At 64.1% G+C, this 25,441-nt stretch carries 21 protein-coding genes; 10 read left to right on the top strand and 11 right to left on the bottom strand.

The window, feature by feature from the left end; translation table 11 throughout:
- Positions 1–181 precede the first annotated feature (181 nt).
- Positions 182–964 carry an SDR family NAD(P)-dependent oxidoreductase gene (locus AC6RUA_RS17020; protein WP_499815540.1) on the top strand — a complete coding sequence of 261 codons (783 nt, stop codon included), beginning with the start codon at positions 182–184 and terminating at the stop codon, positions 962–964.
- 235 nt (positions 965–1,199) lie between these two features.
- Here the strand turns inward: AC6RUA_RS17020 and AC6RUA_RS17015 are convergent, their stop codons facing one another.
- On the bottom strand, positions 1,200–2,138 hold the full coding sequence (locus tag AC6RUA_RS17015; protein WP_499815539.1) for a pectinesterase family protein: 939 nt from the start codon (positions 2,136–2,138) through the stop codon (positions 1,200–1,202).
- Between the two features lie 712 nt (positions 2,139–2,850).
- Here AC6RUA_RS17015 and AC6RUA_RS17010 point away from each other — a divergent pair.
- Both AC6RUA_RS17010 and AC6RUA_RS17005 read left to right on the top strand, forming a co-directional pair.
- Positions 2,851–3,411: a hypothetical protein gene (locus AC6RUA_RS17010; RefSeq protein ID WP_499815538.1), complete on the top strand. Its 561-nt coding sequence runs from the start codon at positions 2,851–2,853 to the stop codon at positions 3,409–3,411.
- 851 nt (positions 3,412–4,262) lie between these two features.
- Positions 4,263–5,237: a terpene synthase family protein gene (locus AC6RUA_RS17005; protein WP_499815537.1), complete on the top strand. Its 975-nt coding sequence runs from the start codon at positions 4,263–4,265 to the stop codon at positions 5,235–5,237.
- A gap of 116 nt (positions 5,238–5,353) precedes the next feature.
- Here AC6RUA_RS17005 and AC6RUA_RS17000 read toward each other — a convergent pair whose 3' ends face one another.
- Complete coding sequence (locus AC6RUA_RS17000) at positions 5,354–5,836, bottom strand: hypothetical protein (RefSeq protein WP_499815536.1); 483 nt, start codon at positions 5,834–5,836, stop codon at positions 5,354–5,356.
- 296 nt (positions 5,837–6,132) lie between these two features.
- On the opposite strand from AC6RUA_RS17000, the gene AC6RUA_RS16995 reads away from it, so the two are divergent.
- Both AC6RUA_RS16995 and AC6RUA_RS16990 read left to right on the top strand, forming a co-directional pair.
- A complete protein-coding gene (locus tag AC6RUA_RS16995) occupies positions 6,133–6,315 on the top strand; it encodes a hypothetical protein (RefSeq protein WP_499815535.1) in 183 nt (60 codons plus the stop codon).
- Between the two features lie 347 nt (positions 6,316–6,662).
- On the top strand, positions 6,663–7,439 hold the full coding sequence (locus AC6RUA_RS16990; RefSeq protein ID WP_499815534.1) for an aldo/keto reductase: 777 nt from the start codon (positions 6,663–6,665) through the stop codon (positions 7,437–7,439).
- Between the two features lie 1,122 nt (positions 7,440–8,561).
- On the opposite strand, the gene AC6RUA_RS16985 is transcribed toward AC6RUA_RS16990, so the two are convergent.
- Complete coding sequence (locus tag AC6RUA_RS16985) at positions 8,562–9,857, bottom strand: O-acetylhomoserine aminocarboxypropyltransferase/cysteine synthase family protein (RefSeq protein ID WP_499815533.1); 1,296 nt, start codon at positions 9,855–9,857, stop codon at positions 8,562–8,564.
- A 441-nt stretch (positions 9,858–10,298) separates the two neighbouring features.
- Here AC6RUA_RS16985 and AC6RUA_RS16980 point away from each other — a divergent pair, with 441 nt between their 5' ends.
- A complete protein-coding gene (locus tag AC6RUA_RS16980) occupies positions 10,299–10,541 on the top strand; it encodes a hypothetical protein (protein ID WP_499815532.1) in 243 nt (80 codons plus the stop codon).
- 458 nt (positions 10,542–10,999) lie between these two features.
- Here the strand turns inward: AC6RUA_RS16980 and AC6RUA_RS16975 are convergent, their stop codons facing one another.
- Positions 11,000–11,971 carry a C-terminal binding protein gene (locus AC6RUA_RS16975; protein ID WP_499815531.1) on the bottom strand — a complete coding sequence of 324 codons (972 nt, stop codon included), beginning with the start codon at positions 11,969–11,971 and terminating at the stop codon, positions 11,000–11,002.
- Positions 11,972–12,345: 374 nt separating this feature from the next.
- Positions 12,346–13,353: an aldo/keto reductase gene (locus AC6RUA_RS16970; protein ID WP_499815530.1), complete on the bottom strand. Its 1,008-nt coding sequence runs from the start codon at positions 13,351–13,353 to the stop codon at positions 12,346–12,348.
- Positions 13,354–13,631: 278 nt separating this feature from the next.
- Here AC6RUA_RS16970 and AC6RUA_RS16965 point away from each other — a divergent pair, with 278 nt between their 5' ends.
- Positions 13,632–14,525 (top strand): SMP-30/gluconolactonase/LRE family protein, encoded by an 894-nt coding sequence (locus AC6RUA_RS16965; protein ID WP_499815529.1) that lies wholly within the window; start codon positions 13,632–13,634, stop codon positions 14,523–14,525.
- 52 nt (positions 14,526–14,577) lie between these two features.
- Here AC6RUA_RS16965 and AC6RUA_RS16960 read toward each other — a convergent pair whose 3' ends face one another.
- From AC6RUA_RS16960 to AC6RUA_RS16940, 5 genes are all read right to left on the bottom strand, one after another.
- A complete protein-coding gene (locus AC6RUA_RS16960; protein WP_499815528.1) occupies positions 14,578–15,411 on the bottom strand; it encodes an NAD-dependent epimerase/dehydratase family protein in 834 nt (277 codons plus the stop codon).
- Positions 15,412–15,614: 203 nt separating this feature from the next.
- Entirely contained in the window at positions 15,615–17,201 is a 1,587-nt protein-coding gene (locus AC6RUA_RS16955) for a sulfatase family protein (RefSeq protein WP_499815527.1), read from the bottom strand.
- 130 nt (positions 17,202–17,331) lie between these two features.
- Positions 17,332–18,741, bottom strand: coding sequence for a sulfatase family protein (locus tag AC6RUA_RS16950; protein WP_499815888.1), 1,410 nt, complete (start codon positions 18,739–18,741; stop codon positions 17,332–17,334).
- A 338-nt stretch (positions 18,742–19,079) separates the two neighbouring features.
- Positions 19,080–19,433, bottom strand: a complete 354-nt coding sequence (locus AC6RUA_RS16945; protein WP_499815526.1) for a Rieske (2Fe-2S) protein — start codon at positions 19,431–19,433, stop codon at positions 19,080–19,082.
- A gap of 246 nt (positions 19,434–19,679) precedes the next feature.
- Positions 19,680–20,102: a hypothetical protein gene (locus AC6RUA_RS16940; RefSeq protein ID WP_499815525.1), complete on the bottom strand. Its 423-nt coding sequence runs from the start codon at positions 20,100–20,102 to the stop codon at positions 19,680–19,682.
- Between the two features lie 207 nt (positions 20,103–20,309).
- Here AC6RUA_RS16940 and AC6RUA_RS16935 point away from each other — a divergent pair, with 207 nt between their 5' ends.
- The 3 genes from AC6RUA_RS16935 to AC6RUA_RS16925 all read left to right on the top strand — a co-directional run bounded on the left by AC6RUA_RS16935 (position 20,310) and on the right by AC6RUA_RS16925 (position 24,113).
- Positions 20,310–21,446: an amidohydrolase family protein gene (locus AC6RUA_RS16935; protein WP_499815524.1), complete on the top strand. Its 1,137-nt coding sequence runs from the start codon at positions 20,310–20,312 to the stop codon at positions 21,444–21,446.
- A 1,101-nt stretch (positions 21,447–22,547) separates the two neighbouring features.
- Positions 22,548–23,327 carry an IclR family transcriptional regulator gene (locus AC6RUA_RS16930; RefSeq protein WP_499815523.1) on the top strand — a complete coding sequence of 260 codons (780 nt, stop codon included), beginning with the start codon at positions 22,548–22,550 and terminating at the stop codon, positions 23,325–23,327.
- Positions 23,328–23,360: 33 nt separating this feature from the next.
- Positions 23,361–24,113 (top strand): sugar phosphate isomerase/epimerase family protein, encoded by a 753-nt coding sequence (locus tag AC6RUA_RS16925; protein WP_499815522.1) that lies wholly within the window; start codon positions 23,361–23,363, stop codon positions 24,111–24,113.
- A 300-nt stretch (positions 24,114–24,413) separates the two neighbouring features.
- On the opposite strand, the gene AC6RUA_RS16920 is transcribed toward AC6RUA_RS16925, so the two are convergent.
- Positions 24,414–25,430, bottom strand: coding sequence for a Gfo/Idh/MocA family protein (locus AC6RUA_RS16920; RefSeq protein ID WP_499815521.1), 1,017 nt, complete (start codon positions 25,428–25,430; stop codon positions 24,414–24,416).
- Positions 25,431–25,441: the final 11 nt, after the last annotated feature.

Below are 25,441 nucleotides of genomic sequence, written 5' to 3'. Positions count from 1 at the left end.
ACCACCTAGGTGAGACCGTTTCCCGACTCGAGGCTGACGACCGTGTGGCCGTCGTGCGACTCGAAAACTGCCTGTATCGGGCCCGAACGGACAGTCGAGCGAGTGCTGGGGTGGTGTGGCAGGCGAGTGGGGGGCGGTACGCGGGGTCGTGTTATAAGCCACTCGTGGGTAAAGGACGACCGTGCCACTGGAGTACGACCACACCCCCGTCACGGTCGCGGAGAAGTCCGCGGTCGTGATCGGCGGGACGAGCGGTATCGGGAGAGCTATCGCATTGGGATTCGCCGCCGAGGGGGCGGACGTCGTCGCCGCGAGTCGGACCCGCGAGCGCGTCGAACGGACCGCCGACGAGATACGCGACCGCGGAGCGAGCACCGTCGAGGTGACCTGCGACGCCACGGACCGCGAGTCGCTCCGGTCGCTGCGAGACGAAGTGCTCGACGCGTTCGGTGGCGTCGACACCCTCGTCTACGCGCCGAGTTACGTCGCGCGACAGGGAGTGGCCGAGGCGACGGACGCCGAGTGGCGGAAGGTGTTCGACGTCCACCTCGACGGGGCGTACCGCGCGATGCAACTGTTCGCCCCGGAGATGAACGGCGGTGGGAGCGTCCTCCACGTCGCGTCGGCGTCGGCAGTCGGGGCCATCCCCAGCCTCGCCGCCTACTCCGCGGCCAAGGGCGGGGTCGACGCGCTCACGCGGGTCGCCGCAGACGAGTTCGGCCCCGACCTCAGAGTGAACGCGGTCCGTCCCGGGTTCGTCGTCAGCGACCAGACGGAAGGGACGTACACCGAGGGAACACCGAGGTTCGAGACGATCGAGTCACGCACCTGTCACGGCCGACTGGGCCGCCCGGAGGAGATGGTCGGCGCGGCGATATACCTCGCGAGCGACGCCGCGAGTTACACCACCGGGGAGATACTCACAGTCGACGACGGGTTCCTCAACCACACCTTCGAGGCGTGACTGCCCGTCGACGTTCGACGACCGATTCGGACGAGCGCCGACGACCCCGATGGTCTCCGAACCCACCGTCCGCCGGTGGCGTCGGACGGACGAACGGTCGCTCGGGGGGACGTCAGCAAGGTTCGCTCTCGCCGAGTGAGCCGTGACCTCCCACCTCACGGGGGGCTGGCCCTCCGAAGCGAACGGCGGACCCGACGACGTGTCCGGTCGCGATGGGCGCGTCCGCAACACCGCCTCACGCCTTCGTTCGCCACCACCGACCGGAGGTGGAGCCGTGTTCGGTGAGGACGTTCTCCTTCGTGTACTCCGCGGCTTCCGACGCCGTCAACGTTCTCGCCCACGCCACCCGTTCGTCCGCCGTTTCCGCCCCTGGCCCCCTGTTGTCGTACTCTGCGTACTCGGCCGTTCGCTCCGCTTCGGGGCGCGACCAGTTGTCCCATCCGCCTGGGTGGATGTGGTCTCCCAAGTGCGACCGGATGAACGCGGTTCGCGCGTGGTCCCGCCACGGCCGTCCGAGATACGCTTCGGTGACTTCGGAGTCGGCGGTCAGCGTACAGTCCGAGAACACGTAGCCGAAGCGTTCCCCGTCCGGTGTCGAGGCGGCCGTAATGTACGAGTCCGCCTTCGAGTGGAGTCGACAGCCCTCGAACACCGCGGTAGCGTTGCCGAAGACGAAGTCCGTCGTGCCCTCCACGTAGCAGTCCTTGAAGTACTGCCGCGTCCCTTCGCCGGCGGAGTAGACGGTGTCTTGGTGCCCCACGAGACGGCAGTTGTCCAGCCGTGCTCTGGTGCTCTCGACGTGTAGCGCCACGGCCTGTCCCACCGGGCCCGCGTCGTTGCGGACGGTGAGGTTGCGCGCACGGAAGTCGTTTCCCCGTATCTTCATCGTGTAGGTGAAGAACGTACTGTTGCGTCCTCGGTCGATTCTGTCGAAGTGGTCGTCGTGCGTCACGACCGTCCCCTCCTTGCTCTCGCCGACCAGCGTGATCCGCGGATTCCACGAGTGGACCGTTACCTTCTCCTCGTATACGCCGTCCCTGACGAGAATGGTGATCCGCTCGGGTGGGAAGGATTTCGCCCCGTCGATAGCCGCCTGAATGCTCTCGTAGTCGCCGTTACCACCTTGATCGACCACGTAGTCGTAATCGCTTCCCCCTTCGGAGCCAGGACCCATCACGTCGGTGTCGACCCCGTTCGAGTAAATGAGTGGCGGTCAGTTCTCGTCAGCGGATATCATGCGCGGTTACCTACTCCCGAATCAACCGCTCTCCGGGTCGAGACACCAACTGTGCCTCAGGCCGCGTTGACCGACTCCCTGTACTGTGCATTTCTGAGTACGGCACACCCACTCACCTACGTCACGCGATCCGTCCGGCGAAGCGCCTCACTGTCAAAACGGAGCGAACGAGGTGCACCGGTCGGATCACATAAGAACCCACCAGACAGTAGGATAAGTACTGATATGAAATGTCCTCGAACGAGTGCTTTGGAAATGGGACTATCATCTCTGTCGAGGCTTCGAGAGTCACGCTCGGTGGTATTTCTAGTGGACGAGACAACCCCGACAAATATATAAGTAATATACTCACGCGGCTACTTCTCCTGGAAATCGGACCCGTGCGCGGTTGTAAGGTGCTCTTACACCCGCGGTAGGGTCCGCGGTTCGTCGGCCCGATTAGCCCGTTAGCTGACACCACATCCGAAGTGGTCGATTACGAACTCGTAGAAACCCGACTCCCGGCTGAGACATCGCGTCTCGTGTGTTCGTACCGTCGTGCGGGTCGCGTATGACACCCCGGCCCGAACCGAGACCCCCCGAGACTGCTGACTCTCGGAATCCAGGAACGAGAGGTACTCTTGATGCATCTAGCCCGCGAATAGAGCGTATGAGTTCGTACGCTAACACAGAGAAACGTGCTGATTCCGGCCGGTCGCCGCTCCCGGCCTACGGCCCTATCGACGCCGTCCTCGGCTACGTAGTGTTCTACGTGTTCGTCGACCGCGCGACACCCACCGTCGTCGACGTTCTCACCACCGCCCTACCGGACGTGACGGCATCCGTGGTTCGATTCGGACTGGCGGTAGCGCTCTGGTTCATCCTCGCTGTGACCCTCCTCGACCAAGTCCGTCGTCAACTCGCTGCACTCGGCGTCGGGAACCGCGACGACGTCAGTCGTGCAGAGCGGTCACGTGCCACTCCCACCCGACTCCAGGTTGTGTGGTATCTCGTCGTCCTCCTACTCGGAGGTACCATCGCTGTGTGGACATTCGAACCGGCTGTTCGGAGCGGAATCTCGCTGATCTGGATCGTCGGAACGCTCGACTTCACCCGGTTCGTGCTCCTCGAGTTCGCGATGATGGTCGTCTTCTTCATCTCCTTCGCCGGTGCGACCCGTGCTCTGGACCGGCTGATTGTCGGGAGTATCAGGAGCGCCTTGACCGACTGAAGGTGCTCTCTCCGTCTTCACCACGGCTTCGTCTACTCCGAGTACGGCCCCCTTTAACAAGTGCATCATCCCACCGTACGAGGAGGGTCGGAGGTTCTACGGTCGCCGAGAGTCGGCTGCGAGCACCGCATCCCGGAGAGGTACGGGTCGCCGTTCTCACCATCCCGGTCTCGACTCGAAAATGGACGGCGAAGCCCGGTACGGGCGCAGTCCGTTCACACCGGGTCGGATCCCGCTCGTCACCGAACCGTTTCCGTTCGTCCCGGGCTACGCGGTCGTCGGCGTCGGTGACGCGATCGGCGACGGCACCACCGGTGTCACGGAGGGCGACCGAGTCGCGGCGCCGACGGTACACGGTGGCTACTCGGAGTACGTCTATCTCGACGAACCGGAACTCGTCTCCGTCCCTACCGGTTCCGACTCAGTGAAGGTGGCGCCGCTCCCTATCGATACCTCGTCGCCTACCAGACGCTCCGCGTCCGCACGGGTCGAACACGGAGCCCGTCCGAAAAACCCGACGAGACGGCGACGCTCGCTCGGGGGAGCGCTCGTCTCCGTGAGGGCGTCGAGACGGTCCTCCTCGCGTCCGAGAAGTCCGGCGGTCGACTCCGGCACGCCCGATTCGGTGTCGAGAGGGAGAACCCCGCTCATACAGCGTCCATTGCGTTTTTACATGGGAAACACCACCCCATCGACATGTGCTGAGATCGTCGGTGGCTCCCTTCCTTCGGCCGGGTTCGGTACCGGAGGGGGAACAGGGGATGAGTGTCACTATTGATACCACGTTCTAATTATCATATTACGGATGACGGTCGATTAAGTTATATCTTGGAAAGCGAACCTACGGGTAGATGTCAACAGACCGTCGCCGGGGGACGACGGTTCCGGCGCCACAGGACCTCTGCAGCCGTGAACTACCCCGATCTATCGAACGCCTCGTCGACCAGTACGAGACCGCATTCGGCTGCCGCGACCGCTACATGTGGGGGTGGCTCGACGCGGTCCTTCCCCAGTTCCGACTCGATTCCGTTCCATTCCAGTACCGGGACCTCGCCGACGAGGGTCGACTCCTCGTCAGTGTGTACGTCACTGCGCTCAACGACCTTTCGGACCGCCGCTCGGATTACACTGCGTTCGAGACCGCCGCTCGAATCCCGTTCGACGGACCGCCCGAACCGGGGAGCCTCGCGGACGACCCAGGCGTCCGACTCGCCGCCTCGGCGTGGGAGAGGCTCGTCGACCGACTCGCCGGCACGCCGAATTTCGAGTACTATCTGGCGACGCTCCGAGACGCGCTCGCGGACAGCGCTCGCGCTCAGCGCCACTCGGTAACTGTCGCCGAAAACCCCGGGGCGGCCAGCTACGAGGAGTGCTTGACTGTCCAGTCGGCGACGATGTGTATGGACGCGCTCGCGACGGTCGACCTGATGTGTTCGCCCGAGTTCGACCCGAACGACGAACCGGCACTCAGGGAGGCGATCCGACTGGTCGAGCCGTTGGGTCGAATCGGCAACTGGCTGACCACGTGGGAACGAGAACTCTCGGAGGGTGACCTGGCCAACGGAGTCGTCGTACGGGCAGTCGAGGAGGGCGCCGTTTCGCCGTCGGACGTGACCCGCGCTCGAACCGACCCGGGGTTTCGTCCCCTCTTCGGCGAACTGGTTCGTGAGGCCGGTATCGAGCGGAGGATCGACCGCGAACGCGAGCGACGCTACCGGTGTGCCAGCGAACGCACGTGGGACGCGGATTCGATCGATCTCGACGCGTTCGTGAGCGCGATGGACACCGTCTGGTCGTACCACGAGGCGAGCCACGGATACAAGTAGTCGTTCTCTCGTCGCGCTCCCGGCTTCTCGTCGTCTGCTGTGTCTCTCGCGTCTCGTCGGTAGCGCGAACTCGCTCCGCGACGGTGTCGCATACGAGGACGTCTCTCGGGCCGGAGTTACCGCTCGTCGGTCTGTTCGAGTCTGGTGAGTATCTTCTCACAGAACGCGACTTGCTCTCTCTCACCGTTCTCCTCGAATCGGTTCTGCAGATTGACCACGATGTGGTAGTCTTCGTCAGCGAGTGGCGCGGCCATATACGTTTCACTCGTGGTAGGAAGGAAAAAAGATGTCGGCCCAATGTTCAACGTTGATTCTGCGAGAATGGACTGGAGCGACCGGGGCACTCGGCCGGATTCGACGGTGAGACGCAGGACACGGACCTGGAGGACGACGGCGGACCGGCCGGACACTACTGTGTGGTCCTGGATAGTCGCGCATCCTACCGCCGCGTACTCGTCGTCGCTCCAGCCGCTCTCCCTGCCGGTACCCGCGGCCACGAGGACGCCGACGCCGCTGTCGATGAGCGTTCGCGCGACCGGTGGAACGAGCGCGACGCGGGTCTCACCCGCCGCCGTCTCGCTCGGGACGCCGACCTTCATCAGGTGCGTCGCAGCGTCACGACCCCGGGCGGGGTACACCCTGCCTGGGTACCGTTCACCGCCGACTCGTCCACCCGCCGTCGCCGACGAGCGACTCGCCGGCGACGTACCCCGCCAGGTCACTCGCGAGGAACGCCGACGACGCGTCGGTCGTGTCTACCATCGCGTCGTGCGTCGGCTGGCCCCCTTCCTTTGGATGTGTCGGGGAACCAGTGTAACCAGGCTCCCTGGAACGTGATCTCGTTTCACGTGTTTCGCCACCTCGAGATGGCGGTCGACAGCCGATGAGTCGCCGTGTGAACCCCTACGACGCCAGAATACATCTCCAGGACCCGCCGACCGACGACTCGTGTCCTGATGTCGGACCCGAATCGACACACCCGCACGACGTTACAGCGACGGGGGTCGTCACTGTCGGTCGGGAAATCGACGACCGCTGGGCAGAGAACAGATCCGGCGTAGACCAAACCCCTCACTGACCGATCGAATCCGAGGTTCCGTACCCCGTGGGGAGAGCTACTCGGAGTATCCTGTGACAGTGGGCCAATCGTCGTCCACTCGCTCGGCGTCTGCCGGTCGACAGTGGACACAGTAACAGATCTGCTCGCCCTGTATCTCGTAGACGTGCGTCCCGTGGGGTGTTCCACATCGTGTGCAGGTGCGCACGCCTCCTTTTCGAGCCTGATCGGCTTAGCCGCACGACCGGCGGGTGCTGGGGTATGAAAGCCCGAGTGGGTGTTCTCTCCTCGCTCCGTGGCGGTCCGCAAGCACGGCCGGTGGACTTACCGCTCGTTCGCCCGTCGACAGACGAGAGGAATCACCGCTCATGCAGTACGTCACCACACACGGCGTTGAGGTGCCAGCGCTCGGCATCGGGACGGCCCGGTTCGACGCGAACGATCGGTGTCAGGAGGCAGTCGAAATCGCTCTCGACGTCGGCTATCGGCACGTCGATACCGCTCAGATGTACGGAACCGAAGGTGCAGTCGGTAGCGCGGTCGCGGCCGCCGACGTCGACCGCGAGGAGATCTTCATCACGACGAAACTCGACAACGGCAATCGAGACCACGACTCCGTCATCGAGTCGACCCGGGAGAGTCTCGACGCACTCCGAGTCGACACCGTCGATCTGCTGTTGATCCACTCGCCGAACAATACGGTCGCACTAGACGAGACCGTCGGTGCGATGAACGAACTACAGAGCGAGGGGAGTGTCGCGCACATCGGTGTGAGCAATTTCTCGGTGAAGCAACTCCGTGACGCGATGGAGATCTCCGAGACGCCGATAGTCACCAACCAGGTCGAGTATCACCCGCACAAGGACCAGTCGAGGCTGCTTGAGGTCTGCGTCGACGAGAACGTGATGCTCACAGCGTACAGTCCATTCGACGTCGGGGACGTACTGGACGAACCGGTTCTCTCGAAGGTCGGTGAGGGGTACGGAAAGACGGCCGCGCAGGTGACGCTCCGCTGGTTACTCCAACAGGAGATGGTATCGGCCATACCGAAAGCTGCCGACCCGGAGCATATCCGGGCGAACTTCGACATCTTCGATTTCGAACTCACCAGCGAAGAGATGGAGAGGGTCTTCGAACTGCGCTGAGTGAAAGAGTCCAGCGTACACGGCCGGAGTCACCGATGGACGGTCCTCCACTGTGCAATCAGTGGTCCGTGATTGAGAATTGCTCCACGTCCGAGCATGGAACTATCGGCTGTCACGTGTCTCGCTCGGACTGGGCGACGGGACGCTCGGGATGAACGAGGCGTATCTCTACCGGAGCCGTCGGTACATCGGTATCCGCTAAGTCTCGGTGGTCAGACAGTGACATCTGATACACACTCACTCATATACATTTATAGACTGAGGAGTCGTCCGAGTAGCCGCGGTCGAATAGACCGCAGCCTCGGTTGTGGTCGCCGAGTTCCGGGCCGGTGGGAACTGCGTGGTGGATCCACCGCCACCACGCAGCAGTCGGCTATCGGGGAACTCGATTCGACCCGTTGGTCAACGACGACCTGTTTCTCGCTACGTGCTATCAGAGACGTCGTTCATCGACCGCCCGAGCACACACCGAATACCAGCGGGGCGCACGCCCCATCAACTCCTACTGGCTTCCCCTGAACCGGGTCCGGACCGACACCGCACACGGACGAGAGGATGTCGACGCGGCGTTCACGACGCTCGTCGAGGGCGGACCTTCCGGGTTCCTCTGGTCGTCGAGCACGACGGGACGACGTACTACTGGCTCTCCAGCGAAAGCTAAACCGGGTGGATTTCGAGCGGGTGCGCAAACGGAACTGGGCACGTGCTCGATGGTGGGGCACGCCCGGTGAACTGGGTGTATCCAGTTCGCTCTGGCGCGGTCCGACGTCCCCTACAACTCGATAACAGAGGTCGAGTACACCGAGTTACAGCGTCGCCGCTCGGGGGGTCGAGGGAATACAGCGAAGCCGCTCGGGGTGATGAGCACCGGTCGAATTCCCATCCGACTGCCGGTACAGGTCAGCGGGGTCCCGATGGACGCTTCGGTTCGATAAAGAGGCATCTGATTGTGTAGAGTCGGTATATCCCTCGTCGTGTTCGACTGTCACGGCCGTGTCCCAGTAGTCCCGTCGGGGACCGACCGGAGTTCGTGCTCGGCCCTGGCGTCGGTTCGGAAATTTACCGAACACGACCCCGCTGTTCGAGGACTTGGAGACCGAATCGCCGAGTCGCAGACCAGAACTACCGAGCCGTTTCGATAGCCCGCTCCAAGTCCGCGATGATGTGGGCGGGGTCCTCGATTCCGACGGACAGGCGGACCAGATCGTCGGTGACGCCGGAGGCCTCCTTCTCAGCGTCGGTCAACTGTTGATGCGTAGTGCTCGCGGGGTGGATGATGAGCGTCTTCGCATCGCCGACGTTGGCGAGCATACTCGCGAGTTCGGTCGACTCGACGGTCTTGCGAGCGGCCTCGTACCCGCCTTTCAACCCGAACGTGAGCATCCCGCCGTAGCCACCCTCGAGGTACTCGCTAGCGGCCTCGTGCGTCGGATGCGATTCGAGTCCGGGGTAGGTGACCCAGGAGATAGCTTCGTGGTCTCGCAGATATTCGGCGACGGCCATCGCGTTCTCGCAGTGACGGTCCATCCGGAGCGGGAGCGTCTCGAGGCCCTGGAGTGTTTGCCAGGCGTCGAAGGGCGCCTGCTGATTGCCGAGGTCACGCAGTCCACGGGCGATAGCGGCGTACGTGAACGCCGCCTCACCGAACGTCTCAGCGAAGTTTACGCCGTGATACGCCGGGTTGTCCTGTGCGATCTCGGAGTACTTCTCGGCGTGGTCCGCCCACGGGAACGACCCGCCATCGACGACGACGCCGCCGATGGTCGTCCCCGACCCGTGAAGCCACTTCGTCGTGGAGTTCCAAACCAAGTCCGCCCCGTGTTCGAGGGGGCGACAGAGATAGGGTGTCGCGAAGGTGTTGTCGACGAAAAGCGGAACCCCGTTTTCGTGAGCGACGTCTGCCACCTGCTGGATATCGGGTGTGTCGAGCGCGGGATTGCCAATCGTTTCGAGGTGGACGTACGCCGTGTCGTCGTCGATAGCCTCCTCGTACGCGCCGTAGTCCAAGGTCTCGACGAACCGTGTCGAGATCCCTCGCCGCTCGACGGAGTGCGTGAGATACGTGTACGTCCCCCCGTAGAGCGAGGAGGACGAGACGATGTTGTCACCGGCCTCGGCAAGGATGAACGTCGTGAGGTCCAATGCGGCCATTCCAGAGCCAGTAGCGACCGCACCGACACCACCTTCGAGCGCTGCCATACGCTCCTGAAGCGTTTCCACGGTCGGGTTCATCAACCGCGAGTAGATGTAGCCCGGTTCCTCGAGCGCAAACTGTGCGGCTGCATCCTGTGAGTCATCGAACACGTACGAAGTAGTCTGATACAGCGGTGGCGCACGTGCGCCGGTGGATGGGTCTGGCTGCTGTCCAGCGTGAAGCGAATCGGTCGCGATCGAGCGGTCGGTCGAATCGTCGCCCATGGTGGTCCGTCACGACTCTCCCGTATTATTGTGCAGTTCGTGACTGAATCTTGCCCCCAGGATGCGTGGCGTCGAGCGGGCACCCTAAATCAACACACAGGTCCTGGTTTAGATGCGGAACAATAGCCCGTTCGGTCGCTGGTGACGCTACGAATCGGCCGTCCGACCGAACTCCGCGAGCACCCTCGCGTTTGCGGCTGTTCGGAAAGACCGAGTGGACCCTGGATCGACGAGCGAATCATCGGAACCTCGACGACGTGCTCCCACAAGAGCGGGTTGCCGAGACGAGGCTCGAGTCCGATCGACCGTCCCTCTGGTAAGGGATACTGCCGGGTCGAACTCGTTGCCGTTTCCCGCACGGCGCGACGAACGCGCTCACACCGTAGCACAGGCGTCTGACGCACCCAAATAGCCTAGTGTGAGGCGCACGTAGTACGGCTCATGCCGAACTCGCGGACGCCCCTCAGTCCGACCAATCGGGACGCGCTCCACCGTCTCGAGGAGTGCGTCGAGACGCTCGACGAGGAGGCCACCCTCACCCGCGAGCTGGCGATAGACTGCCTCGGGGACGGCGAGTTCGAGCGGACCGAGGCGAAGCGACAGGTCGAACAACTCCTCCTCAAGGGCTACCTCTACGAGGTTGGCGACGAGATCCGAATTCCACCGCGCCTCTACGACGGGTGACCAGCCGGCTTCCCGCAAGCGGTCCTTCTCTTCTCGAGAGCCCGCGTGGTGCGCCTCGACGGAGACTGACCACTGTGCCGAGTCGACCGGATGGACGGGGCGGAATCCGGACCGCACCGACGACCTCGTAGAGGTGCCTTCGACCAGCAGTTCCTCCGTCCCGTGGCGGGCGTCCCGGTTGGTCGGACTCGACGGCAGCCGCTCGTTCGACACGACCGACGACTGCGGGCTCTTGGTGAGCTACCGGGGTTGTGGGACGTTGCGGAACGATACCCGAGAGGACCGGTCCGAGAAACCGTCCGGTCGGCGAGATGGTTCTGACTGTTCGTCAACGACCTGCTCGCAGCCGTAGCAACACCGTCGAACGCGGCGACCTCCACACCCGACGAGCGCGAGCGTAGTCGCGCCGAGAGAGCAGCCGGAGACCGGAGCGGGCACCACCCGACCGGTCGGCCGCGTCAGTACCAGCCCGTCTCCGGGTCCACCGGATTCGTCGGCGGGTCACCGCGGAGCACGCGCGCGACGTCCGCCGAGACGGTCCGGCTGAGCTCCGCCCGCGACTCCTCGGAGTACCACGCCGTGTGTGGGGTGAGCAACACGTCGTCGCGGTCGTGCAGCGGAGACGCGTCCGGCGGTTCCTCCTCGCGGACGTCGAGTCCCGCCGCCGCGAGGGGGCCGGTCTCGAGGGCGTCTACCAGCGCCGCCTCCTCGACGACCGGCCCTCGGGCCGTGTTGACGAGAATCGACTCGTCCCGCATCGCTTCGAACGCCTCGGCGTCGAACAGTCCTCGCGTCTCGTCGGTCAACGGCGCGTGAATCGAGACGTACCGCGACCGCTCCAGCAACTCGGCGAACTCGACGCGCTCGACGCCGAGTTCCGCCATCTCCTCGTCGGACACGTAGGGGTCGGTCGCGACCACGTCGACGTCGAACCCCTGGAGCTTCGCCGCGAACCGGCGCGCTATCTCCCCGAACGCGACGAGACCGACGGTCTCGTCCCGGAACCGGTGAATCGGCGCGCCGAGCGACCAGTCCCACTCCCCCCGTTTGACCGCGCCGTCGTACGCGCCGAGCCGCCGGAGGCAGGCCAGGAGCAGCCCGAGCGCGTGGGTCGACACCTCGTCGATCGAGTACGCCGGGACGTTCACGACGGTGACACCGTTGTCGGCCGCCGCGCCGACGTCGATGTTGTCGACCCCGATGCCGCCGCGTCCGACCGTGTGGAGGGAGTCGACCCCTTCCAGCACCGCCGCCGTGACCTGCGTTCTGGAGTCGACGATGAGCGCGTCGGCACCCCGAGCGACCTGCAGCAGTTCGTCGGGCCGCTTGGCGTCCGTGACCTCGACTCGAGCGCCGATCGACTGCAGCGGGTCGCCGTGCGTCTCGAGGTCGAGCACCTTCGTGTCGGAGACGAGCACGCGAAACGTCATCGACGCGAATCTCTCCGCGAAGCGGTAAAAATACCGAGGGGCGTCCCTCCCGACCGGATCGGGGAACTGGAGGGAAGGGACACCGGACAGCTGCCCTGCCGAGCGACCGACGGAATCGAGACAGCCCACACTGAACCGGGGTCGGAGCCGTTGACCGACTCGCGCCTCCTCGGTGAGCGGAGTGCGGCCGTCGCGTCGCTCGTCGGTGACGCTCGTGGGGTGTCGTCGTGGTCTGTTCACGTCCCCGAACTCGGCCCGTAGGTGAGTCTGCGGCGACGCGGAGAACCGCGCGGCTGGTCCAACCACGCCATCCGGCTATCCGAGGCGTCTCGAAAAGCAGAGTGCAATGTCAGACCGGAGTCGGTCACCCGTCGTCAGTGACCAGTCCTGTACAGTTCTCCGCTCGCGTCGTACCGCGCGTCGACGATACGCTCGAACTGCTCGTCGGAGAGGTCGACGTCGAGCGCGCCCACGTTCTCCTCCAACTGGTCGACCGTCCGGGCGCCGACGATGGGAACGCACGTGAACTCGGGTTGGTCGACGAGCCACCGGAGCGCGACCTGCGCGGGCGTGGCGTCCACCTCGTCGGCGACGGTTCGAATCTCGTCGAGCACGTGCCACCCCCGCTCCGAGACGTAGAAGCGCTCGAACCGGTCGTCGAGTGCCGCGCGCGTCCCCTCCGGTGCGTCGAGGTCGTACGTGCCGTCGCCGACGCGCTCGTACTTGCCGGTGAGGAACCCGCCGGCGAGCGGCGAGTACGGACAGACGGCGAGGTCCTGGTCGGCACAGACGTCGAGGTACTCCGCCACGTCCTCGTAGTAGGCGGCGTGAAACAGCGGCTGCGTGACGCTGAACGCCTCGTAGTTGTTCACGTCGGCCTTCCAGAGGCCCTTCGTGAGCTTCCAGGCGTCCGCCGTCGACAGCCCGACGTGCTGGACCTTCCCCTCGCTCACGAGGTCGTCGAGCGCGCGCAACGTGTGTTCGATGGGCGTCCCGTCGTCCCAGCGGTGGAGGTAGAGGACGTCGAGGTAGTCGGTGCCGAGTCGGTCGAGCGACCCCGCGACCTCGGCCCGGACGTTCTTCTTCGAGAGGTTCTCCTGAAAGCGCGAGACGGTCGACCAGAAGCACTTCGAGGCAACGACGTACTCCTCGCGGTCGCGGCCGGCGAGCCACTCGCCGATCCACTCCTCGCTCTTCCCGCCGCCGTACCCGTTCGCGGTGTCGATGAAGTTGCCGCCGCGGTCGGCGTACGCGTCGAGCAGTTCGTGCGCCTGCTCCCGGTCGGTCTCGACGACGCCGTTCGATTCCTGCCCGAAGCGCCACGTGCCGAAGCAGATGGGGGACACCTGCACGCCGGTCGCCCCGAGTCGTCGATACTCCATGCAGAGTGGGACGAGCGCGCCTCAATAAGCGTTGAGTTGTCGGTCGGGGGGATTCGCGATCGGACTCACACGGCCACGCGAGGCGCTAGAGGGAAAATACCAGTATGAGACGTTATCATATATTTTTGGTAGATGAGGGACTAACTCTCGAGCCACCGAACCGTTCGACCGCGATGGCCGTCCTGAATCCCTGAACCACGAATGAATCGCTGAACTTAGCGATGCCGGTAACGATACCCCAACCGTTTAATTCGACAGCACCCTATTGCTCGGCTGCCGTGATCTGGGACTTCGAACGGGTAGCTGGACCGTACGAAATGACCGAGGGCCCCGCTTGGGACGGAGCCGGGGTACTATTCACGGATATTCCATCCAGTCGAATACTTCGGTACGATGTAGCCGACGACGAGACGAGCGTCTTCGCGAGCGATACAAACGCATCCAATGGCCTTACTTTCGGTCCCGATGGAGCGCTGTACGCCTGTGAACGCGACGGACGCAGGGTTGTACGATACGAGGACGATGGATCACGGACAACTATCGCGGACAGGTACGACGGTGATCGGCTGACAGCGCCCAATGATCTAACGTTCGACGAGTCCGGCACACTCTGGTTCAGCGATCCGGATTACATCGACCGCGGCACGGAGAAGGAGTTAGACCACGATTCCATCTACCGCGCAAGTCCCTGCAGTGATGGCGATTGGGAAGTGAATCGGGCGACGTACGACACGACTCGGCCGAACGGGCTACTCGTGTCCCCCGACCGGTCCCGACTGTACGTTGCCGAGAGTAAGTATGGAGAGGGGAACGACCGTGAACTCCGGTCGTATCCGGTCCACGAAGACGGGACACTCGGCGAGTACGAGGTCCTGCACAACTTCTACCCGCACAGAGGCATCGACGGGATGCGCTTCGACGCCGACGGGGACATCGTCGCCACTGCAGGGAGCGGCGAGAGCGGGCCCGGTCCGATGCTGTACGTGTTCACGCCCCAAGGCCGTGTGCTCGCAACCCATCCGTTCCCCGGCGGGGCACCGACAAATTGTTGCTTCGGTGACGAGAACTTCCGGTCACTTTACGTGACGAGCCACGACGGGTATCTCTACCGAGCCCGGACCGATCGAACCGGGTACCCCGGGCCGGCATGTGAATCCGATCCCCAGAGCTGATTCAACTCGTTCAGTCCCCGTGGAGGCGGCTCACCTGACCACGACGTCGCCGTCAGCGATCCGGTGGGCCGTCCCACTCGTAAGCGTTGTCCCGTGGGTCGTACCCGATAACGTCTTTCGCGTGTTCGATATCCATCCAGCTCCGATCGTTATCGCTCACGCCGTAGAACACGTCGAAGGTTACACTGTCGTCTTGAAGGCAGCAATCGACTAGGTGGGCGATGTCACGCCGGGACTGCCACGTCGTCTTCATCCGTGCGACTGCTTCGTCGTAGGCTTCGCTGTCTCGCTCGAACGAACCCGACTGGGCTCGCCGCTCGGCGTCACCGTACGGGTGGTCCCATTCGGACGACCGAACACTGCCGATCCGAAGCGCGTAGAAGCGAAGACCGTGTGCGTCCGATGCAAGCCGACCGAGCCCTTCGGCGAACAACTTCGCGACCGCGTACATCGAATCCGGCCGCGGTTGAACGGCCTGGTCGACGACGAGGTCGGATTCCGGGGAGTGGATGTCGGGCGAGTTCTCGCTCTCGTACATCCCGACCACGTGATTCGAAGAGGCGAGAACGAAGCTATCGACGCCGGCGTCCACGGCTGCGCGAACGACGTTGGTAGTTCCTTCGAGGTAGTCAGCTAGAAGTCCCGACCACGTGATCTGGGCCGATCCCGGCACCAGATCGGCGGGAATCGCTAGATGGATAACGGCGTCCTGATCCGTGAACGCAGGTCGTATGGCATCGTAGTCCGTGATATCCTTGACGACGGTTTCACGCTCGGGATGGTCGGTAACGTCGAGACAGGTGAATCGGTAGTCGTCTCTCTCTTCTAGCCGGTCCAGTATCGCAGTACCGATGTTTCCGTTAGCGCCCGTCACGAGAACGTTCATAATCTCTCTCCGCACCGGTCGGCTTCGTTCGTATACGGATTCATGTGTTGGGTGAATGACCACCGAGAATAATACTCTTGTTGAACGTTGCCGCGGACAGTTTCGGTCCCCGTCGCTCGACTCACGCGAGCGCAGCTTCTCCCGTCGTCGCTTGCGCTTCGTATCCGGTTTTTCACCTGTTTCGCGGGACGTGAGCGCCCACCCTACCACCGGCCCTGACGCTGCGGGAGCGGGTCGATAGTCTGTGCCATCCGATTCGAGAGCCGCTCGAGCATCTCGAGTTTCACCGCCCGGGCGTCTGGGTCGTTCCAGAGGTTGTTCGTCTCGTCCGGATCCGCCGATAGATCGTATAGCTCGCCGGTCTCCAGGCTGTGGAAGTGCACTAGCTTGTACCGGTCAGTCCGCACCATCGTCGCGTAGGGGAGGGCCGTATTCTCCTGGCGCTGGAGGTCGTCGTGGAACTCGGGTTTCACGTCAGCCAGTTCGAGCCACCGGTGAAAGCCGGAGTCGACGTCGGGAGTGTGCGTGTCCCCGTAGAACTCGGGCCGTTCGAGCGCATGGTAGTACTCACAGTAGACATCGTCCCGGTGTGTATTCGGGCCGCGCTCGCCGGTGAGGATCGGCCACAGAGAGTCGCCCTGCATTCCTCGATACCGGTCGAGGTCGACCGCGTCGAGGAGCGTCGGCGCCAGGTCGACGAGTTCGACCAGCGCGTCGCTCACCAGCCCCTCCTCGACCTCTCCGGGCCAACTCACTACGAGGGGGACGCGTATCGCCTCCTCGTAGAAGAACGGGCCCTTGAGGTACAGCCCGTGGTCGCCGAGCATCTCGCCGTGGTCCGACATGAATATTACCAACGTGTCCTCGCGCTGGCCGGTGCGTTCGAGCGCGTCGAGCAGTCGGCCGACCTGCTCGTCGATGAGGTCGACCATCGCCCAGTACGCCGCTCGGATCAGCCGGTGGTCCTCGGCGTCCATCTCGTCGAAGGGGAAGCTGCTGCTGTCTGATGCGCCGGGGAAGGCTTGCTGAAACGCGGGTTTGTCCTCGAGTTCCCCCTCGGTGTGCTCCGGAAGCGGGACCTCCTCCAGTCTGTCCAGGTAGCGTTCGAGGTATTCTTCCGGCGGGTCGAACGGGACGTGCGGGTCGAACATGTTGACGGAGAACAGCCACGGATCCTCCGGCGAGCGGTCGAAGCCGTCCAGCGCGTAGTTCTCACTCCGAAATTCGATGAAGTTGATGGCCTTCTGGACGGTCCAGGTCGTTTGGTGGTCCTCGGCGGGCATCGAGGTACTGACGTACTCCGAATCGTCGTAGGGGGTCGCCTCGTACTCGAGGCCCTTCTCCTGGAGCCAGTCGGCCTGATACTCGTTGCCGAGGAAGCGCTGGCGCGAGGCGTGCGACCAGTGGAACACGCCGTAGCCATCGTCGCTGCGTCGCTCCGCGTGGCGAACGGGCTTTTCTGCCGTCGGGTCGCCCGGAGAGAGGTGAAGCTTGCCCGAGAGGCCACAGTCGTAGCCCGCATCGGCAAGCAGCCGGGTGATCAGGCGCTCGTCCTCGGGGATCGTCTGACCGTTTTGTCGGCACCGGGTCGTCCGTGGGTACCTGCCGGTGAGGAAACTCGCTCGACTCGGGGTACAGACTGGACTCTGAGCGTAGGCGTGGGTGAATCGCGTCCCAGAATCGGCCAGTCGGTCGATGTTGGGCGTCTCGACGAACTCGTTGTCGTAGCAGCCAAGCGTGTCGAAGCGCTGCTGGTCCGTACAGATCCAGAGGACGTTCGGTCGTGACATGGTGAGACAGGACGGCACTACTCCGAAGTTTCACATAATAGTACGCCGCGTGTATCGGGTACCGATGCGCTCTCCGCGAAGCGGGTGTGGACACGTTCAAACACCGGCTGAGTAGAGCGCGTCGATCCTGTCACCGCTCTTCCCGCTCTTCGTTCGGATCACCCTCCGTTATCTCCTGGAGTCGCCGTCGTTGATCTCTTCGTGCCATCCTGTCGACGCTGTCGGGGTCGACGACGTCTTGGAGCGTGGACGCCAGTTGAGAGCGAACTTCCTCGTATTCGGGGTCGTCGGCGAGATTGTCGACTTCTCTCGGATCTGCCTCGAGATCGAACAGTTGATCGGGATTGTCCGGGTAGTACACGTACTTGAACGACCCCCGTCGCAGCATGAATATCCCTCGGCTCGCTCCGGTAGCGTGATACTCGCTGAAGACGGGCCGGTCCGGGTTCTCCTCGGCGGTCCCCTCCACGAGCGGTAGCAGAGACTCGCCGCGCCACGTCGGGTCGGGGTCGACGCCGACGGCATCTGCGATTGTCGGAAGGAGATCGAGCAACGTGACCGGTTGGTCGACGGTGTCTCCGCCGTCGATTCCCGGGCCTCGGAGGATCAGCGGAATCCCGACCGATGGTTCGTGCATGGTCCCCTTCCACCAGAGTTCGTGATCGCCGAGTAACTCACCGTGATCGCTCGTGTAGACGACCAGCGTGTCCGCTGCCTGTCCAGTCCGTTCGAGCGCCTCAATCACCCGCCCGACGTACTCGTCGACGGAAGTGCACAGCCCGAAGTAGGCCGCACGCGCCTCGCGAAGCGACCGGTCGTCGAGCCCACGGCCGTCGTAGTGGTCTCGGAATTCGTTTAGAATCGGATGGTCGTCGACCGCAGGATGGTCGACCGGGCGGCCGACCGCTTCGAGGGGATACCGTTCGTAGTACGACCGTTCGACTTCGAGGGGGAAGTGCGGGATGAGATAGTTCAGCCACAGTACCCAGGGGGAATCGTCGCCCGAACGCGATTGCCCCTCTAGGAACCGAACGGCCTCCCGGGTTCGCCGTTCCTCCTGCTCGGCGTACCACGCTTCACCGTCGACCGGTCCCGCAGAGAGGATACGTTCGCGCGCACCTTCACGAACCGGTGGTGGCTCGCGGCGGACGTGGAGGTTGGACGGATCGGGTGGGTCACGGTGTGTCGCCAACCGCTGATCGTCGAACCCGTCGTTACCGCTCGGTGTGAAATCTAACTTCCCGATCGTCGTCACCGAGACGTCCCTGTCGTCGAGATACCGGCCCCAGCTTTCCGGCGTTTCGTCGTAGGATGTCGCGTTGTCCCAGATCTCGTGCTCGTGGACGTAGCGCCCCGTCGCAAAACTCGCACGAGATGGCGCGCAAATCGGACTCGGACAGTATCCACTCGAGAACCGAACCCCGCTTTCGGCAAGTGAATCCAGCGTCGGTGTCTCGACTACCGGATGTCCCGCTGCACCCGTGGCGTCGGGCCGATGCTCGTCCGTCATGATCAACAGTACGTTCTGTTCACTACTCATCGTGTCAGGATCGCTTGTTGGCACCGTCTAGCCGAGGCAGTTTGAGAGGTGAGCAGGCCGTAGTGAGTGGTTCCTAACATAAGAACAAATAGTTGTTATCTGGAGGTGTGGCGAGTAGGTCACGTGAGCGGCGTGGACGAGCGGTTCTCCGTAGCACACGACTCCTAGACCTCCCAGCGGGGCGGCGAGAACAGCCCGACGAACGCAGTATGACTATCGGTCGAGATCTCGAGACTCTCCGACGGCGACGAGACGATGGCCGGTCCACCTCCGACGGCGTGAAGACTCGGACGACTGAGTGAGGCTGGTCCATCGGTTGGCGTGGCGACGCGAGTCGTCTATCGTCGAATGAACAGGCGTCCGTCCTCGACTTCGACGTCGTACGTCGGAACGGCGTACCGTTCGGCGTCGATGTTCTTGCCGGTCGTTACGTCGAACGTCCATCCGTGCCACGGGCACAGGATGTTTCGTTCGACATCGTCGTACTCCCACCGCCCGTCGTCTCCGACGGTGACGCGACCGCTGAGTTCACCGTGACAGAGCGGTCCGCCCTGGTGGATGCAGTAGTTCGCGACCGCGTAGTACTCTCCGTCGACCCGGAACACGCCGACTTCGACGCCGTCGACGTCGACGATGACCCTTGACCCGTCGGCCCGAAAGTCCTCCTCTCTCGCGACTTCGTGGCGCGTCATGAGCGTACACTCCACGCACCCGACCAAGAGTGTTCGCGTCACACAACTCACCAGTCGTGTAGAAGCCGGCCGGAGAGCGTTCGTACGGCCGCCAGTGCCGGCGTAGTCGACCGAAATCGAGACCGCCCCGTACCCGAACAACACGGCGCGTCGGACGCGACCGGTCCCGGACCGGGACGACGGGTGAGACCCCCGACGGTCGGTCGCGCTGTCAGCCGTCCGCCCCGTCCCCACAGCGCGGAGCGGTCACTGCTTCGGGTCGTCGGTGGACGCGACCACCGCCGCCTTGACGCGCGCTTCGAACTCCGCTCGGTCCAGTTCGAACACGCTGTAACCTTCGGGAGAGCGCCGGTATCCCACCGTCCCGGCCGGCGTCGAGTCGACGTAGATAGTCCAGTCGTCCCGCTCGTCGGGGGTGACGCACGCGAGCGATATCTCCACGTCGAGTTCGCGCTCCAGTCGGTCGACGAGTTCGTGTTTGAGGGTTCCGTCCGCGAGGCGCGGCGGCCGGTACGGACGGAGGCCGTGGTCATCGAACTCCCGAATCGCCCGCCGCCACCAGCCGGGGAGCCGACTCACGTCGACGTCGGTGTACGGGTCGAAGGGGTCCTCCCCCGGCGAGCGGTGCTCGAGCCGGGCGATTCGAGACCGGTCCCTCTCGTCGCTCATACCGAATCGTATCGACTACCCATCGAATAATCCTGTCGACCGACGGTGCCGTCTCGGCCGTATCGTCGTCAGCGGCCCGTTCAAGACGAGAGTGGCGGCCCCGGTCACTCGAGCGGGCGGGGGAACGCTCGATGACCGCTGGAGTCACCGACCCGCCGAGAAGCGTGGCGTCGGAACCGCTATGTGGTGTCCGTGTGAATAACACGCATGACCTCGGATACCGCGGCGAAGCGGAGATCGATTCAGGACCTCGTCGTCGTCGACATGGACTCGCACGTCGGAGAGGACGTCGTGGAAGACCTCCTCCCGTATATCGACGAGAACCACCGGGCGGTGAGGCGGTTCATCGACGGAGCGTCGAGTATCCGAGGACAGATATACACGAGCACGCGCGCGACGCCCGAGTTCAACCAGAATCGTGGAAACGCCGTCGAGGGGGAAGCGGACATCGTCACCAAACCGGCGCGGGACCCGGAGACGAAGCTCGCCTTGATGGAGAAGTTCAGCCTCGACTACAGCGTCCTCTCGCCGGGAATCAATCTGAACCTCTCGAGCGTGAATCACGAACAGATAGCGATGGCGCTCGCGTCGTCGTACAACTCGTGGATGATGGACACCTTCCTCGGCGTCGACGGGCTCAAGGCGACGGTGCTCGTGCCGAACCAGAAGCCGGACTGGGCCGCCGAGGAGATCGACCGGTACGCGAACGAGGACGACATCGTGGGCGTGCAACTCCCGGCGACGGGACTCGTTCCGCCTGCGGGCCACGAGTGGTACGACCCGATATACGAAGCGGCCCAGCGACACGATCTCCCCGTGTTGATGCACAGCGGGAACTCGGCTGCGACCGCCGCGTTCCCCGTCCAGCGGAACTGGAGCCAGACCTTCGTCGAAGACCACGCCTTCACCTTCCCCGTCGAATCGATGTGGCACCTCATCTCGATGGTGTTCCGCGGGGTGCCGGAACGGTTCCCGGACCTCGAGTTCGTCATGCAAGAGGCCGGTGTCGAGTGGCTCCCGTGGATGATGTGGCGTCTCGACGACCACTACCTCCAGAACTCGAGCGACGTTCCCATCCTGACGGACCTCCCGAGCGAGTACATCAGGGACAAGTTCTACTTCACCACGCAACCGCTCGGTCACACCCACAACACCGCCCACCTGGCCTCGGTCATCGAGATGGCCGGCGGAGCGGAGACAGTCATGTTCGCCACCGACCATCCCCACGCGGACTTCGACACGCCCGAGGAACTGCTCCGTCCGATTCGACCCCACCTCGACTGGGAGACCATCGAGGGGATTCTGGGAGGGACCGCGGCGGAGTTGTTCGGACTCGACTCTTGAGCGCGCCACTGTAACGCCCTCGCGTACTGGGGACACCGCGTGATGCGACCTCCCGAACGGTCTATCCGAGTCCACTCGCGACTCCGGTGATTCGTCGGAGCGTTTCTCACGGTGCCGCTCCGCGCCTCAGAGACTGTCGTCCGTGACAGACGAGGTGCGGCGAAACGACGGAATCCGCGTCGTCCGCCACTGATTCCACTGGTCGAAATCTGAACGACTTGCGGTCTCACTGGTGGTTCGACCTGAATCGGCCGGTCCAGCGATACCCTACCGGGCCGGATTGGGACACGGCGACGGCCCTCCACACTATACTCTGCATTTGTGTTCAAAGGCGCAGTATCACTCAATTCGGTTCATTTGCAGAATTTCACCGTCACGACGTCTACACCGGGGGGATACGGTATTTTAAATCACATACTGATATATAGAACCCGCCCCCGACGGGACCCACTCGGACTCCTCGGGTCGGCCGGACAGGGTCGTACACGTCTCTCCGGGAGTCGACAACCGAGTTCGTCCACAGACTGAGACGCGGGTTCAACTCGGACCGGGAGCGTCGCCGAATCCCGTCCCCCATTCGTGGAACAGTGTGAGAGGTCAAGCGTATCGTCGGCCGATCGGGGACGCGACGTCGGCTCAACTTACGCACCGTAAACATATATATCTGATATATCATATATTATCTACCGACTATCATTGCTGGTATATAGATAGAGATAATCAGTTCGAAATCTCAGGGATGAACGGCGCCAGATAGCGGGTTGTTTCGAGAGGGTGGTCCCCACGAATCGAGAATTCGACATTTTCTATAGGAAGTATCGAACGATTTGTCATTAGCAAGTATATAGCGAGAGAGATATGGATTCAGCCAAAGATGATAAGAGGAACTGGCGAACCGGGAGGCGATTCGTCCGACGGTGGAGTGGGCCGCCGTTGGAACCGCCGGGCCGATGCGACCGATGGCGTGGCGCCCGCGTGTCGGCCGAAGTCGCCCGAACTCGGCGCCCAACACGACAGATTCTCCGCCCCCGAGGACGCGGCGTCCGTTTCGTCAGTATGAACAGGTTTTTCACAGGTAGGAACGTACCCGGGCGAACACGCATGAGCGCGAATCCAGAAACGATCCAGGCGTCCGCGACGACCCTCCGGATACTGGAGGCGCTCAAACATCTCGACGGTGCGGGGGTCACCGAACTCGCGGACCACCTCGGGCTGCCGAAAAGTACGGTGTACAACCATCTGCGAACGCTGATGAACGCGGAGTTCATCGTGCGCGACGGCGACGTGTACCGGGTCGGGCTTCGGTTCCTCGACTTCGGCGCGTTCGTCAGCGACAGGGTTGAACTCGTCCGCGCGGCGGGTTCGGAACTCGAGCAGTTGGCGACCTCGACTGGCGAGCTGACGAACCTGATGGTAGAAGAGCACGACCGGGGCGTCTACGTGGACCAAGCCGAGAGCGACCGAGCCGTCAACACGAGCCTCCACGTCGGAAAGCGCGTCTCGCTTCACCAGACGGCCACCGGGAAAGCGATTCTGGCACACCTCCCCCGGGAGCGTGTCGAGGAGATTATCGAGAGGCGGGGACTGAACCGGATGACGGACAACACGATCACCGACCGCGAGCGCCTGCTCGACGAACTCGACGAGACGAGAGAGCGGGGTTACGCGGTCGACGACCAGGAGTGGCACCGGGGGCTCCGCTGTGTCGCTGCCCCGATTCGGAACCAGAACGAAGAGGCGCTCGGCGCCGTCGGCCTCGCCGGACCGATGAGTCGCGTTCAGGGGGAACGGTTCGAACAGGAACTGCCCGACGCGGTCCTGAGCACGGCGAACGTCATCGAGTTGAACGTCGAACACGCCGACCAGCCGTACCGACGGTAAGCTATTTGGTGGCTCTCCGTCGACCTTTCGAGCGTGCGAACCGGTATCAACCTCTTCACGCTGCGCGACGTCGAGGGGTCGCTCCCCCGGGTGCTCGACCGCGTCGCCGACGCCGGCTACGACGGGGTCGAGTTCCTCCACCGGCTTCCGGACGCCGACGTCGACGCCGTGGTCGAGACGCTCGACCGGACCGGCCTCGACGCCCCGTACGCCCACCTCGGTCCGTTCGTGGACCTCGACGAGAAGGCGCGAGTGCTCGACGAGTCGGTCGGTCTCTACGAACGGGTGGGCTGTGACGCCCTCGCCGTCTCGGTCGGCGATGACCGGCTGGGCGACCCGTCCGCGATACGGACGGCCGCCGACCTGCTGGAGTCGATGGCCGACTCGGCCGCCGAACGCGACATCGAGTTGCTCTATCACAACCACCACTGGGAGTTCCGGCCGCTCGACGCGCTCGACGGCGCGACTCCGTTCGAGCGACTCCTGGCGACGACTGACGACCGGGTCGGCGTCGAGTTCGACGTCGGGTGGGCCGCGGCCGGCGGCGTCGACCCCGTGGAGTACGTCCACCGACTCGGGGGCCGCCTGGCGGTCCTCCACGTGAAGGACGTAGACACCGACCGGACGGCGTCGGTGGAGGTCGGTACGGGTGACGTCGACCTCGGGGCCTGCATCGACGCGGCGAAGGCGGAGGGCGTCGAGTGGTTCGTCTACGAACACGACGAACCGACCGACCCGCTCGCGTCGCTCGCTGCTGGCTCCGACTTCCTCGACGGGTTCCGGTAGCGACCGCCGCTCCTCGGCGAGGCGGTGCCCGAGTCGCGGCGGACCGACCCGTCACCGCCGTTCGTCGAGTGGACCGTCGGGACCGTACGCGCGGGGTTCGTACACGTTCGACGCAGTCGGGCCCGTTCGTCGCTTCGAAGACGACCCGAATCAGCCGGCCTCGACCCGGTCGGGCGCTCCGGTCTCGTCGTGCGGGGCGGATGACGTCCCGTCGGCCTGGTCGTTTCCCGGTGGCGGAGGAGACGAGGAACGAACTCGGAGTCCTGCGGAGGCCGCTGGACGGCGGTCGGCACGACTCGGCTACGGCGTCAGGTCGAGGTCCGGGCCGACCGGGACGCGTTCGCCGGTCCGGGCCGAGTCGTACGCCGCCGCGGTGAGCGCGACCGCACGGAGCGAGTCGCGCGCCGTCGCCGGCGGGGGGGCCGTGCCGTCGAGGGCGTCGACGAACGCCTCCACCTTCGTTCGCTCGTCGACTCCGTCGAGGTTCGGACGCCGCTCGTTCCCGTCGGCGTCGACGGACACGAGGTCGTTCTCGTCGAAGTACACCCCCTCCGCCTCGGTCCAGACGTGCAGGTGTTCGGAGAATCGCGGCGTCCGCCCGGAGACGGAGAGCGACCCGACGACCCCCGAGTCGAACTCCACGCTGAGCGTGGCGGCGCTGTCGACCCGCTCTGCGTCGTCGTCGAACGACATCTCGGCCGAGACGGACACCGGAGTCAGTCCGGTCGTCCACAGCAGTCCGTCAAGGAGGTGGTTCCCGGTGTCCAGTAGGACGCCGCCGCCGCTCAGGTCGGGGTCAGTCCGCCACGTCCCGCCGAACGACTCGACGTACGGCTGGGTGATCTCGGCGTCGACGTGCGTGATGTCGGCGGCGGCGATGCGTTCGCGAGCGGTGCGGTAGGCGGCGTTGAGGTGGCGCTGGTACCCCACCGCGAGCGTCCGGTCCGACGACTCGACCCGGTCGACGAGCGCCGCCGCCTCCGCCGGGTCGATGCAGAGCGGCTTCTCACAGAGCACGTCCAGCCCCGCGTCGAGGGCGGCGTCGACCTGTTCGTGGTGGAAGACGTGGGGGGTCGTCACGACGACCGCGTCCAGGTCGGCGTCGTCGACGAGCGTTCGGTACTCCTCGAACAGCGCCGCGTCGGCCAGCCCGAGTTCCTCGGCCGCCCGCGTTCGCGCGTCCGTCGAGACGTCGGCGACGCCGACGACCGACGTCCGGTCGTGGGCCCGCGTCTGCCTGGCCAACTCCGTCCCGAGCCAGCCGAACCCGACGATTCCGAGTCGATACTCCGCCGAAGCGCTGTCGCGTCCAGTCACGCCCTGCGCGT

Source organism: Halorarum sp. SLYT50 (genome assembly GCF_059821265.1).
This window is presented reverse-complemented; position numbering and strand designations above follow the sequence as displayed.